A 13,667-nucleotide genomic window follows, 5' to 3' on the forward strand; every position below is an offset into this window, starting at 1 on the left:
TATACATTCTTATATTTGCGCGCAAAGAAGCGATAAGGATTAGGTCCTTATCGCTTGTGTTGGTATTCCAGCAAGTTGCCGCTTTTATTCTCCCTTATAGGCCTTACGCAGCTCCGCAAGCTCGAACTTCTTCATCTGCAGAAAAGCCTTCGTCACACGCGCCAGCTGCTCCGGTGTGCCCTTCTTCATCATCTCATTCATCTCCGCAGGAATAATCTGCCAGGAAATGCCGAAGGCATCCTTCAGCCAGCCGCATTGCTCGGCTTCAGGAACTGCGGACAGCTTGTCCCAGTAGTAGTCAATCTCTTCCTGAGAATCGCAGGACACCATGAAGGAGACGGCTTCATTGAAGCTGAACTGATGATTATGCGCACTGTCCATGACCGTGAACCACAGATTCTCCAGCATGAAGTCTGCGAACATAATCGTTCCTTCCTGATCCGGCGCAGAGCCTGCCGGGTAGCGGGTAAGAAGACCTTGCCGCGAATCCTTGAATACGGATAAGTAGAAGGACATCGCCTCCTCCGCCTTCCCGCACTGATCCCCTACGAACAACAAGGAAGGAATAATTGCAGGCCGCTCCTCCCCTGCCGGATTCGTTAGAATCAGCTGCCAGGACACCCCATACTTGTCCTGAATCCAGCCGTACCGCTCACTGAACGGATACTTGCCAAGCGGCATCAAGGCGGTGCCGCCTTCCGCTAACTTATCCCACACCTCATCTAATCTCTCTGCTGCATCCTTTTCCCGTGAGGGATCAAAATTTACAAAGAAAGACACCGACGGATTCAGCTTGAAATAAGGACCTCCGCTGATCGCCATGAACGGCTGCCCCCAGACCTCAAAAGAGACCTGATCCGCATCGCCGGACGGCGTATCCTGAATGGTGGTCACACTCGTTACCTTGGATTCCGGGAACACAGTAGCGTAAAAGCGGGCGGCTTCTGCCGCCTCCTTGTCATACCATAGATGCGGGACAATTCTCTGTCTGATACTGGCCACAACGATTCCTCCTCAGCTTCCTGTCCATTCCGATCCAGGGATAGGGGCTTTAATTTGCTTTATTATACACTACAGGGAGGCTCCTTTATTCTTTATTCGGACAAGGTTGCCCAGCCTCCGGCCTCGCACGTATAGGCTAATTCTCTTCCTCTTCTTCCTCCATGTGCCCTAAATAGTCATAATAGAATTCGACCATGGCATCTCCAAAGCCCCAGCCAATATCATGACTACGTTCCATCAACCTTCTGCAACGGTCTACAAATTTTTCCTCCAAATCATTCTTCATAATGTATTCCAACGCTTGTCTATAAATACTGGACACCGTCAGATAGAACCGCTCATCGATGTCTCCGTAAGCCCGGGTGAAGTCCACCCCGCACTCCACCGTGAACACCATAATTTCAGCAATCTGCTCCTTGTTGGCGGATACCTTACTGAAGTCCTTAATCGCCTTCTTAATAACGGGGTAGCGCAGAACCTCTCCTCTGTCGCCAAATTGCTTCTCAATGATTTTCTTGTATTTATTCAGAATCTCTTTCTCATTTGGAGTTAACAATGATATGTAATATTCCTCAAGCATCGGTTGCTGCTTCACCAGATTCATCATTTCTTCAACAAGCTCTTCCTTCGTAAATTGGTTCAGATGCTTTTTGAGTGTTGTTTTTCTTAGCTTCGGCACTGGAGCACTCCTCTCTAGGGCTTTCAAGGTATACTATAACAACTTTATAGTACGGATTTCATCCTCACTTAGAGCAGTTAGTTTAGCGACAGACGCATGATCCATCGCCATAGCTAACAAATTTCGTGCAACTTCTATTTTCCCTTTTTTTACACCTGCCATTTTCGCACTACTCAGCATGGACGCCTCATCATGCAGATACCTCTGTCTGGCTTCATACAACCGTTTTGCCTCAGAATCATGACTCAAATACTGCAAAGTACTCATCACCTTTACTAATCCCGGTTCATTCATCTTCAGCACCTCCCAGTGTGATGTATCGGCAACCTTTAAGACAAAAAGACCGCTAAAGCACGGTCTCGCTAATTATCGCCTTTATATTCGATACCATTAACTATATAAGGCTCTACAAAATTAAACGCTTCTTCCAGAGTATGCACATCCCAATTCTCTTTTCTGTGCCTTCGATTACCAGGAATGTGATGATGGTGATGAGGTTCGGTTATCACCTTGAACTCTTCAGGCGTATCTGGTGAATCATGAGGATCATTCCCCCAAGCTGATATATGATGCAGACTGACGCCCATCTTAGGAATGATAATTTTCCAGCTATAAGTGTATCTTCGGACATAACCAGCATCGTCGTATGATTCTAGCGCATGTAAACCAGTAATGCCGTGTACAGGATGTTCTTTTAAAGGAAAAAGCACATCTAACTTATTTGTATTTCTCGTGTAATTACCATAGATACCTGAATTCCCTGGAACATTAGGATAAGTCTCAAGCAAATGACCGAATTGAGCTGTAATACTAAAAAGATTCGCGGGTAAGAGTTTTTTGAGAGCTAATTGCTCAATCTTACTTTGCGTCATTTGCACCTCCGCTGAGCTTCATAATTTCAGCTAATTCCTCTTCGAGGTCTAACCACCGATGGTAATCCGTTGGATCATCCATTTCATCACCATTGTAGTCTGCAAATGCTTCCTTAAACGTTTTACCTTTAAATTTTAGTTGAAGATCCATCAGTTCTAGAGCAATTTCCTTAGCTCGCTCCTCTTTTGACTGCTTACCCTTTTTCTTTTCCTGCGCTAGGATCTGCATACGTATACCATATATGGGATCTTTAAGAAGCTCTATGGCATACTTTGGGATTTTACGATGCTTTTCCGTATCAACACAGTCTAGTCCTTGTTTAATATATTTTTGCAAAGTGACCGTAGAAATATTTAAAGCAGCAGCTGCTTCAGATGGTGTCATAAGATAGTGTTCCACAAAAACAAATTCAATCTTTTCTCCGCCTAGCTGCATATACCAATGTTCAAAATCTATTTTGAGTTTCCCAAAATTCAAATCAGATGAGGGTAATTCCATTTTCGAAAAGCGACTAAGCCATTTAATTAAATTGCCTTTATGTTCTTCAGAAAAGAGATAGCTGGGCGTTAGACTCAAAGTCTGCATATCCATTTTAATCGCAGCAACCTTATCTGAAAAAGCAACCAAGAACGTTTTATAAATCATATTGAAGAGAAATTCAGTCTCCTTTTCAAGAATCCCTTCATTCTGTTCTTTATAGCCTATATTGATTTGTTGCTGGGTAAGATCGAAAAGAGCTTTACTCATAAGATTCATCCTCCTTTATTCCCCCATTCTAACGCTAACTTTGTGATTTATCAATATCACTAATTATTAATTTATGATTATCGCTAACTATTTATGATAAGTTCATCCAAGACTATGCCATTATTAATATTATGAGTATAGGTAACACCATATAAACAACTGCAATCAATATAATTTCACATAAAAAAAGACCCCAAAGGGCCTTTTTTGATTCCATCTAATCACACCTCAATATCCCGCCGAATACTCCCTACTTTCTTTTAAATTAACAATATCCTGGCCCGTCGGGTTCTGGAAAACGCGAAGTCCAAACAGAGGGATAATCGCAAAAATGTGATCAAAGATATCCGACTGGACGGACTCATACACACCCCAGGTAGTCTCATTGCTGAACGCATAAATTTCTAAAGGCAGTCCGCTGTCTCCTGGTGCTAACTGCCTGACAATGAGCGTCATATCCTTATGAATTTTGGGATGATTGCGCAGATATTCTTGTACATATTCCCGAAATACACCGATATTCGTTAGCTGTCTTCCATTCACTTTGCTCTCCATATTGATATGATGTTCCATATTATAGGCGTTAATTTCATCTAATCTGGTCAGGACATAATCGCTAAGATAGTGAACCTTTTGGAACTCCTCAATCATTTCTTTGGTACAGAAACATATGCTGCTTGTATCAATACAGACACTTCGTTTAATCCTTCTGCCCCCGGAGGCTTCCATCCCCCGCCAATTTTTAAAAGAGTCTGAGATCAGGGCATAGCTCGGAATCATGGTAATGGTTTTATCGAAATTCATCACCTTTACCGTATTCAGCGTAATATCAATTACATTGCCGTCGGCATTATATTTAGGCATTTCAATCCAGTCGCCTACACGAACCATATCGTTAGAAGATAATTGAATACCTGCCACGAGGCCCAATATCGAATCTTTGAACACTAGCATCAGAACAGCGGATAACGCGCCCAGTCCACTAAGCAGAATCAGCGGATTCTGACCCATGAGGTTAGAAATCACCACAATCGCACCAATAATATACAGTATAATCTTCGCAACCTGAATGTAGCCTCTGATCGGCCTCATCTTGGACACTTCATACGTACGATAAATAGCATCGATGGCATCAAGCAGGGCATTAAACACCGTGATCGTTACAATAATCATATAAGCTAAGGCGAACTTTACAATGAAAGACTGATACAGCGGAAAAATAGGCGCGGCGTAATAAATGATAAAGGCCGGAGCGAGATGCGACAGCTTGTGAAATACTTTTTTCTCCAAAAAGATATTATCCCACGTATACCGGTTGTTATGAATGATATAGATGATGATCTTCAGTACGATTTTTTTGGCAACAAGATTAGCCACTATAGAGAGTAAAGCAATACATAAAACCATAATGATGTTCGAGAGATACACAACCATCTGCTCGCTCATTCCATATCCTGCTAGGTGCTCTTGTATAAAATTCATCATTTCCTCCTGACTGGGTGCATAGTAGCCTACAATTATAGAGGATTGTTAGGTGTTATGCAAAAATAAAAATACTTGCAACGCTCAGTTTAGTACTGTATAGTTCTACTCATGACAAAGGCAAAAATAATGAACCAAAAACGTGTGCTTGAAGTCGCGGCAGCCTTATTTTTAGAAAAGGGATTTGCTTATACCAGCATGGATGAATTAGTACGTGTAAGCAAAGTGTCCAAATCTAATGTGTATTATCACTTCGCGGATAAGGAAGAATTGTTAGCAGGGGTCGTTGATTATTGGATTGAAACGTATGAGCGGGCAATAGATCAAATCCTTTCTCAAAACCAGTTATCCGTTGAAGATCGTGTCCAGATGTTTTTAAAGCATTTAACGGAGGGAGTTCAGTCAAGAGACTATAAGGGGAGCTGTCCGTTTATTACCCTTTATATTCAAACTCCGGCACAAGCTACGCACATCAAAGAAAAAATAGGTCTCTTTTTTACAGGATTACAAATGAAAATCTCTCTATTACTTAAGCAAGGAGCAGAAAAAGGCGAGTTTAGAGATACGATTCATATTGACGAGGTAGCGGCACTTTTTATAACGAATCTGGAAGGAGCGCTGTTTCTTGCAGAGACATTGAAGGATGCAACGGTGATCACGAGAACAGCCAGCCACTTTTTCAACTTGCTTCGATAAGAAGCATTTTTTTTACACAAAATTAGTACCATTCAGTACTAAAAAGGAGCGCGGATGATATGAGAACCATATTTTTAACAGGTGGAACAGGTTTTATCGGGAGGCAACTTGTGGAGGAGCTTCTTAAAGAGGAGGTTATGATTTTTCTACTAGTGAGGTCGAAAAGTAAAGCAACACGTGTCTTTCAGGAAAAAGGTATTTTAAACGGGGCAGCCCTGTACTTTATTGAAGGTGATTTGACGAAACCGGATTTAGGTCTAAGTGATGAAGATAAAGAGAGGGTTCTACGCACGGATGTTATTATTCACGCAGGCGGACAAATGGATATTCAAGCGACAACGCAGGAAGCAACCTCTGTATTTTTAAACGGCGCTAAGCATATCAATGAATTCGCTAAATGTATCCACCAATTGAAGGGGTTGCAGCAATTTATTCATATCGTTGGATATATGACCCCTTTTGATGATCATAACAGCAAGGTTGCGATTGATGTGTTTCAAGAAGGGCACAACTATTTGAAAATAAAAAACCCTTATGAAAGAACAAAGTTTTTAGCAGATCTGTATATTCGCCAGCAGGCATCCGCAGTAGGCTATCCGCTCTCTGTGATTAATCCGCCAACCGTAGTCGGCAGCAGCACAACAGGGAGTACGGAGCAGGTAGCCGGCTTAGGCTTGCTTGTGGAGAGTATGCGCAGAGGGCTGATGCCAGTTATTCCTGGAGGCAAGGGGTATAAATTACCGCTTATTTCAAACGATGCGCTGGCCAAGTTTATTGTTCAGGTTGTTAAGCTGGAGACATCGTCAATTCAAACCTATACCCTTGTTCCAGACCAACCGCTGGACCCGGATATATCTGAATTATTAGGCGTGATGTCAGAAAGTATGAATATGGCCGCACCTACAATCTCTGTGCCCCTTCGCTTCATGAAAGCACTTATGAACAGCGGGCTCAGTAAAATCACACAAATTCCATCGGATGGACTGAACTTTATTACAAATCGAAAGTTTTCAAATGATTTACCGAAAAAAGTCATGGGAGCAGATTGGTTTACTAAGACGAGTGTTATGAATTTTTTCCCGGCCGTAGTCGCAGATTTGGATTATCGCCTGATGTACCCAAATGACCAGCATCATCATTCATTTGAACGAACCTTAACCGGAAATACTGTGATTTATCAAATACCAGGCGAGGGCAGGCCATTTATTTTATTCCATGGTTTGTTGAGTGATGGAGCCGATTTATTTCCTTTAGGACTAGAGCTTCATGAACAAACGGGTCAACCCGTATGGATTCCGGATCTTCCAGGTTTAGGACGTTCCCCTTTTAAGCGGGAAAAGAATCTTCTGGATCTCTATTTGAATGTAGTGAAGGAGTTATCAGGAAAAGCTGCTCATGGCGCACATTGGATTGGCCATTCCTTCGGAGCGGTTATTCTGCTGGAAGCGTTAGCGCGAGAGTACCTGGATACGAAGAATACGATTACTTTACTTCAGCCACCTGTTGAGAGAAAAAATCCTAAGTCGTTTCATGCTCCTCAAATTATGAACAAGTGGGCATTGAAATTAGCAACGGCTAATTCATTAGAACGTTATTTAATAGGTCATGGTCTGTTTGAAACCACAGAGAGCATTCCGAAACATTATATTGCCAAAGTACGCAGCAGCTTTACTTCGCCTAGAATTTTAAATACCACTCTTCTGCTCAACCGTTTCCTATCGAAAAACTATCAGGGGGATTTCACCAAAGTACCGGGGTCTAATCTTCATATTATTTGGGGAGATCAAGATCGGCGCTATTCTGCTCCAGTACAGCTTGGTAAGATTGATGTTGTTCCCTATGGTCATCATTTTCCTATTAGCCATCCAGGGGAGACGGCTTCTTATGTACTAGGAAATTAATACATCCACAGTAATGAAAAAAGACACCTGACGAGGTGTCTTCTGCTTTACTCCGTTAGCGGAACAGTTTATAAATCGAGAACCGGAACCGGTCCGTCCATCCAGTTCAGCTGGCTATCCATCATGAACTGAACCGTCCAATGATGCTCTGCCTGATACCAGTTATTAAATTCCACAATACTCTCGTACAGATTCTCAACGGCTTCCGGCGTTCGTTCTTCCAGTACCCGATGGATGTCCGCCAACAAATTCTCCGGCTTCTTTTCTACCCCTTCCAGAACCTTTAAGAACCACTTATAAGAAGGGAACAGCGTTTCGTTGTGTACCAAAATCAGCCTACCTGCGAAAAAGGCATAGTGGGTCAAACAGTAGTCGATTAATAAACGATTGTTGCGTTTCAGTCCTTCGTAATAATACCATTTCCAGGTTTCGAATTGTGCATAGAACTTCTGCATGTTCTCTGCCTTTTTCTCCACCGGATATCGGGGAGCGTCTTGGACCAACTGTTCCAACCCCTCAATATTGGAATACGTGACGAACGCATCCTGGAATGCGAACTTAGCAGGATCGCTGCCGGATTCGGCCACTTGCTTGATGTAGGAAGCGGATACAACCTTCCCGTCCACGTAACCGCCTTCATAAGAACAGGATTCCGTTTCAAAATACCCAAGATTATGGATGGAACAAGCTTTCTGGTAATCCTCTTCAGAAAGAACGATCATAATGTCGATATCAGAGGTTTCGCCCGCAAAGCCATGCGCCACGGAACCTCCGATGATGATCCCTTGTACGTCGGGTCTGGCTTTAAGCTTGTTGGTGATGGCATCAATGGCAGCTTGATGATGGGGATACATAATACATCCACTCCAATTAAATTAATATAAACATTAATTAGTAAGCCAATACATTAATCATAAGTAAATAATATTCCACTTTTGAAATTCCCGCAATCCCCCGAATGAATTAATCGTCACCCCTAATAAAGGAAGGCATCATTAGTAACAAAAAAAGAGCACCCTCACATTGGATGCTCCCACATTTTTTACTTTCTCAAAGCATTGATCTCTTGCTCTGATAATCCAGTAGCTTTTACAATCGTCTTTATGTCCAGATTCATGGCAAGCATATTTTTAGCCACTTTCTTTATACCTGCTAGTTCTGCACTTCCCAGCATAGAAGCTTCATCATGTAAATACTTCTGTCTGGCCTCATACAACCGTCTGGCCTCTGAATCCTGACTCAAATATTGCAGAGTATCCATTGCCTTTTCCAAACCCGGCTCATTCATCTTCAGCACCTCCCATTGTGATATATCGGCACCTTTCAGGAACAACAGCCAATTAATTAGTCCGCCTTCAGAAGGAACATTATGATCATCCAGCTTCGGCAGCTCCAGGAAATGAACTTCAATATCTTCGATTAAGGATATCCCTGTCCGGTCTTCCCGCAGATGAAATATGTTATGGTACTGGTCATTCTTCAAGAACGAATAATTCAAAATGTTGATCGTCACGCATTTTTTCAACTCTAGATACTTCTCACCTTCACTGAGTTGGCTGGCATATCGTTTACTCCAGTAAAAGAGTGTTCTTTTCTCTATGTCGTATTTATTAAATAACTGCATCTCTATATCAATTAGTTTACCTTCAGAAGTCTTGGCATAAACATCAAAGATGGATTGTTTGTCGAGTGGATCGTCTTTGTCCGTATAGGGATTCATTAGAATGATCTCGGTCAGCGGCGGCTCGCCAGCCTCTGTAAAAATGCGGTTAAGAAACGCCAGCAGCACATCCTTATTATTCTCGCTGCCAAATATCCGTTTGAACACAAAATCCACACGCGGGTCGAGTAATTCCATCGGCATCAGCTCCATTCTTTAATATTTATTATAACATTTTTCATTTGAAATGGGCTTAGAAGGAAAATACCTATAACGAAAAAAGACACCTATTAAGGTGTCTTTCACTGATACTCCATATGGAGCCGAGGGGAGTCGAACCCCTGTCCGAAGATAACGGCACATAAGCTTCTACGAGTGTAGTTACAGTTTTGATGTCACCCTAGAAGCCCCCCGTAACCGGGTCCCCTTCGGGTCAGCCTGATTATCTTCTTCAGCTCACCCCAGGCGGAGATGAGACAGCGTATTCCACTATTTGTTAGCCCCTAGCCCTGTCACATGGACGATGCAGAGTAGAAGCACGCACACAGTTTCTTAGGCTGCGAAAGCGTAGTTGTTTTGTTGTTTGCCGTTTAATAGGCTTTAGCGTTGATGAAGCGGACGCGTCCCCACTACTCGCTACTCATGCTCGAACTATCCCCGTCGAATCCAAGAACGGCCCCTCATTAGAAAGGGCGCTTCGGATGAACGGATCAGTCACAAGCACAAATGCTGATCCGGTACACAGCGATCTGACTTAAGATGGCTGTTCAGAAGCAAAAAATCTACTTACCCAGTATAGCACATTTATCAACACTTTAACACGTGGGTTAAAGGAATTGAAGGTTGAATCTGGAACCACTTCGCGCAGGTGCAGTAGTCCGTCTATCTGGCGACCTTCTGCTTGTCACGCAGCACACGCTGGATATCACGCTGTGCGTCCCGCTTCGCGGCGGAATCCCGTTTGTCGTATTCCTTCTTCCCTTTACCCAGACCTATCAGCAGCTTGGCGTAGCCATTACGCACATAAATCTTAAGCGGCACAATGGTGAAGCCATCCCGTTTGGACGAGCCCAGCAGCTTGTGTATCTGCTCCTTATGCATAAGCAGCTTACGTGTGCGCGTAGGGTCGGTAGGATTGGCGCGGTTTCCCTGTTCAAAAGGACTGATATGCATGTTGTGGATATGAATCTCGCCATTGCGGATCGTAGCGAACGCATCCCCTATGTTAGCGCGGCCATTACGCAGCGATTTGATCTCTGTTCCTGTAAGAACCAAACCCGCTTCGTAGGTGTCCTCAATAAAATAGTCATGGGAAGCTTTTTTGTTCTGGGCGAGCACTTTCCCGTCTGCTTTTTTACCCATGAGCGTCACTCCTTGAATCGAATTCCCGGCAATTCCTTCACGGACACCAGGTCTATATTGTATCAAAAGCGAAGCTTCCAGCGCAAGGAAGGATCGCCCTATTCTCCGGTCTTATGATGCCAATTCCTTATTAAAAGGGCACTGTCCCCCTAAAGGAACAGTGCCTCATATCATTCAGCCTACGCCTTAGGTTTCTTCTTACGCTTACGGCGCCCGCTCTTCTCGCCAGTGTCAGCACCGGCCTGGCCTGCGGATTCCCCGCTGCCTGGCGTCACGGAGGGGCTAATGAACACGCCGCCCTTCTTCTTGCGGCGGCCCTTGCCCTCCGGCGCTGCGCCGCGCCCTTCGGCCCCCAGGTCCTCGCGGCGGCTGAACCGTGTGCTCGCGTCTACGCCGCGCAGCTCACCGCCCGCCTGCTCAGACCCGCCACCGCCCGGCGCGCCGTAGCCGCCCTTGCCCGAGCCGAAGCCGAAAGCGATGCCGCGTCCCCCGGCACCGCCACCGGCCTCCGCGCCGCGGCCTCTGCCGCCCTCGCGCGGAGCGCCAGCCCCGCCGGCTTCGCCCCGGCGGTCCGCCTTGCCGCCGCCCGCTGCGCCTGCGGCGGCAAGCCCGCGCCGCGCTGCCGCTTCCGGCCCGCGGCCGCGCTTGCGGCCGCTGCCTGCTGCGCCGGCGATGTCCCACGCCGCCGCTCCGCCCTCGCGAGGCCCGTTCCCGGCGCCTGCCGCAGCGGCGCCGAAGCCACCAGCCGCTTCACCGCCGCCAGCGGGAGAAGCGTTCTTGCTCTTACCAGCGGCACCTGCGCCGCCGCTCTTCCCCTTACCGCCAGCACCGAAGATCGCGCCGTTCTTGCCCTTGGCAACACCACTCTTGCCTCCGGCAGCAGCGCTGCCGGGCTTTCCTTTACCGCCACGGCCCTTGCCGCCTCCAGCCTTACCGGCGGGCTTGCTGAAGCCACCTGCGCCCGGACGGCCGCCTTTGCCGCCATAGCTCCGGTGGTCTCCGGCCGCCCGCGGCTTCATATCAACCAGCTCGAAGTCGATGGTGTGGTCATCCATGTTAACCTTGGCAACCCGGATTTTCACTTCATCGCCGATGCGGAAGACCTTGGAGGTACGCTCGCCGATCAGCGCCATATGAGCTTCATCGAAGTGGTAGTAGTCGTCTGTCAGCGCACTGAGGCGAATGAGACCTTCGACCGTATTGTCCAGCTCAATGAACATCCCGAAGCTGGTCACGCTGCTGATCATGGCGTCGAATTCCTCGCCAACCTTGTCCTGCATGAACTCTGCTTTCTTCAGTTGCTCGGTATCGCGCTCGGCTTCAACAGCCACTCGCTCACGTTCCGAGGACTGCTGGGCAATATCCGGCATCCGGGAGGCCAGATATTCGTGGCGCTTCTCGCTCAGCGCTCCGCCATTCTCAAGCACCTCACGCATCACACGGTGGATGACCAGATCGGGATAACGGCGGATCGGTGAGGTGAAGTGGGAATAGAACTCCGCTGCCAGCCCGAAGTGCCCGGTGCTCTCGGCATCATACTTCGCCTGCTTCATGGAGCGCAGCATCATCGTGCTGATTACCGTCTGCTCCTTCGTTCCCTGAATCTGCTCCAGCAGATCCTGCAGGGCACGCGGGTGAACCGAATTCCCCCGGCCCTTCACGTGGTAGCCGAAGTTAGCCGCAAAAGCCATGAAGTTCTGCAGCTTCTCCGGGTCCGGGTCCTCATGAATCCGGTACAGGAACGGAACCTTCAGCCAGTGGAAGTGCTCCGCCACCGTCTCATTAGCAACCAGCATGAATTCTTCAATAATCTGCTCCGCCACAGAGCGTTCACGTTTTACAATATCGATAGCCTTACCGGCCTCATCTACAATAATCTTGCTCTCCTCAAAATCGAAATCCACCGCCCCGCGCCGCATCCGGGCACCCCGCAGCTTCATCGCCAGCTCCTTCATCAGGCGGAAATCCCCGATCAGCGGAGCATAACGCTCCAGCAGCTCAGGATCTTCATCCTCGACAATCTTCCGCACATCAGAGTAGGTCATTCTCTCCTTCGTACGGATGACACTGGTGAAGACATCGTGGTTCACGACCTTCATCTGCTCGTCGAATTCCATTTCACAGGACATCGTCAGACGGTCAACCTGCGGATTCAAGCTGCAGATACCGTTCGACAGCCGGTGCGGAAGCATCGGAATGACACGGTCCACCAGGTACACACTGCATCCGCGGTCATAGGCTTCCTTGTCCAGCTCAGAGCCTTCACGCACATAATAGCCTACATCAGCAATATGAACGCCCAGCTTATAATGGCCATTCTCCAGACGCTCAACGTTGACCGCATCATCCAGATCCTTGGCATCTGCGCCGTCAATCGTTACGATATTGAGCCCGCGCAGATCACGCCGCCCCTGCTCGATAATCTCTTCATCAGTGATCGAATCCGGAGCCTGCTCCGCTTCCGTCATCACCTCAGCCGGAAAAGCCTCCGGAAGCTGATGCTTACGGATTACCGACAGAATATCCACGCCCGGATCATCCTTATGGCCAAGGATCTCAATGATCTCACCCTCAGCCGCAGCACGGCCCTCCGGATAGCTCACAATGCGGACAACCACCTTTTCCCCGTCAACCGCACCCTTGAAAGACTCCCTTGGGATGAAAATATCCCGGTTAATCCGCTTATCATCAGGCAGCACGAAGCCGTAGGTCTCCAGGCTCTGGAAGACACCCACCGTCTGCGACACACCTCTGATCAGAATCCGTTCCACTTCGCCTTCCATTCGCCCGCCGGACGGGCTCTTAGAGGTAATACGGATCAAGACGATATCGCCGTTCATAGCACCCTTCAGATCGTTCGCGTGGATATACACATCCGGGTGCTCCCGGTTATCGGGAATCAGAAAAGCAAAGCCCTTGGCATGAACCTGCAGCCGTCCGCGCAGCAAATCCATCCGCTCAGGCACACCATAACGGCTACCCCGGGTTAATATGATCCGGCCGTCCTTTTCCAGGTCAATCAGTAAGGCCTCAAAGGCCTTGAATTCAGCACTATCCTCAGTGGAGAAATGGCTCACCAGTTCTTCATAAGTTAGTGGTTTATAAGCGGTCTCCCGCATGAAATCAAGTAAAATTTCCTGTGTTATCATGTTCGTCACCTTCTCTTCTCCGCTCCGCAGCATTCCTATGCCGCTGGCATATATGTATGCCTTGTCCTATTGCACACCTAATCATTTCAAGTAAAATTTACCTCTCTATACTTCAT

General features: G+C 46.9%; 12 protein-coding genes and 1 other RNA gene. 2 read left to right on the forward strand and 11 right to left on the reverse strand.

Annotated features, from left to right (window positions below; translation table 11 throughout):
• Positions 1 to 84 precede the first annotated feature (84 nt).
• From MHH78_RS01505 to MHH78_RS01530, 6 genes are all read right to left on the reverse strand, one after another.
• Entirely contained in the window at positions 85 to 1,002 is a 918-nt protein-coding gene (locus MHH78_RS01505; protein WP_341166430.1) for a VOC family protein, read from the reverse strand.
• 136 nt (positions 1,003 to 1,138) lie between these two features.
• Positions 1,139 to 1,681, reverse strand: a complete 543-nt coding sequence (locus MHH78_RS01510; protein ID WP_341166431.1) for a DUF6155 family protein — start codon at positions 1,679 to 1,681, stop codon at positions 1,139 to 1,141.
• A 33-nt stretch (positions 1,682 to 1,714) separates the two neighbouring features.
• On the reverse strand, positions 1,715 to 1,975 hold the full coding sequence (locus tag MHH78_RS01515; RefSeq protein ID WP_341166432.1) for a hypothetical protein: 261 nt from the start codon (positions 1,973 to 1,975) through the stop codon (positions 1,715 to 1,717).
• Positions 1,976 to 2,043: 68 nt separating this feature from the next.
• The gene (locus tag MHH78_RS01520) at positions 2,044 to 2,553 is read right to left on the reverse strand and encodes a hypothetical protein (RefSeq protein ID WP_341166433.1); all 510 of its coding nucleotides are present in this window, start codon (positions 2,551 to 2,553) and stop codon (positions 2,044 to 2,046) included.
• The gene (locus MHH78_RS01525) at positions 2,540 to 3,301 is read right to left on the reverse strand and encodes a hypothetical protein (RefSeq protein WP_076077106.1); all 762 of its coding nucleotides are present in this window, start codon (positions 3,299 to 3,301) and stop codon (positions 2,540 to 2,542) included. Before MHH78_RS01525 ends, MHH78_RS01520 begins: the two co-directional genes overlap by 14 nt.
• A gap of 228 nt (positions 3,302 to 3,529) precedes the next feature.
• Positions 3,530 to 4,783 carry a mechanosensitive ion channel family protein gene (locus MHH78_RS01530; RefSeq protein ID WP_341166434.1) on the reverse strand — a complete coding sequence of 418 codons (1,254 nt, stop codon included), beginning with the start codon at positions 4,781 to 4,783 and terminating at the stop codon, positions 3,530 to 3,532.
• 129 nt (positions 4,784 to 4,912) lie between these two features.
• Here MHH78_RS01530 and MHH78_RS01535 point away from each other — a divergent pair, with 129 nt between their 5' ends.
• Positions 4,913 to 5,479: a TetR/AcrR family transcriptional regulator gene (locus tag MHH78_RS01535; RefSeq protein WP_341166435.1), complete on the forward strand. Its 567-nt coding sequence runs from the start codon at positions 4,913 to 4,915 to the stop codon at positions 5,477 to 5,479.
• A 59-nt stretch (positions 5,480 to 5,538) separates the two neighbouring features.
• The gene (locus tag MHH78_RS01540) at positions 5,539 to 7,380 is read left to right on the forward strand and encodes an alpha/beta fold hydrolase (protein ID WP_341166436.1); all 1,842 of its coding nucleotides are present in this window, start codon (positions 5,539 to 5,541) and stop codon (positions 7,378 to 7,380) included.
• Positions 7,381 to 7,448: 68 nt separating this feature from the next.
• On the opposite strand, the gene MHH78_RS01545 is transcribed toward MHH78_RS01540, so the two are convergent.
• The 5 genes from MHH78_RS01545 to rnr all read right to left on the reverse strand — a co-directional run bounded on the left by MHH78_RS01545 (position 7,449) and on the right by rnr (position 13,551).
• On the reverse strand, positions 7,449 to 8,234 hold the full coding sequence (locus MHH78_RS01545) for a nucleotidyltransferase domain-containing protein (protein ID WP_209878648.1): 786 nt from the start codon (positions 8,232 to 8,234) through the stop codon (positions 7,449 to 7,451).
• 188 nt (positions 8,235 to 8,422) lie between these two features.
• A complete protein-coding gene (locus MHH78_RS01550) occupies positions 8,423 to 9,238 on the reverse strand; it encodes an Rpn family recombination-promoting nuclease/putative transposase (protein ID WP_341166437.1) in 816 nt (271 codons plus the stop codon).
• 117 nt (positions 9,239 to 9,355) lie between these two features.
• Positions 9,356 to 9,720, reverse strand: a transfer-messenger RNA (tmRNA) gene (gene ssrA, locus MHH78_RS01555).
• A 202-nt stretch (positions 9,721 to 9,922) separates the two neighbouring features.
• Positions 9,923 to 10,402 (reverse strand): SsrA-binding protein SmpB, encoded by a 480-nt coding sequence (gene smpB / locus MHH78_RS01560; protein ID WP_036690100.1) that lies wholly within the window; start codon positions 10,400 to 10,402, stop codon positions 9,923 to 9,925.
• Positions 10,403 to 10,581: 179 nt separating this feature from the next.
• Positions 10,582 to 13,551: a ribonuclease R gene (gene rnr, locus MHH78_RS01565; protein WP_341166438.1), complete on the reverse strand. Its 2,970-nt coding sequence runs from the start codon at positions 13,549 to 13,551 to the stop codon at positions 10,582 to 10,584.
• Between the last annotated feature and the right edge of the window lie 116 nt (positions 13,552 to 13,667).

This window comes from Paenibacillus sp. FSL H3-0333, assembly GCF_038002805.1.
Taxonomy (GTDB): Bacteria; Bacillota; Bacilli; order Paenibacillales; family Paenibacillaceae; genus Paenibacillus_AQ; species Paenibacillus_AQ silagei.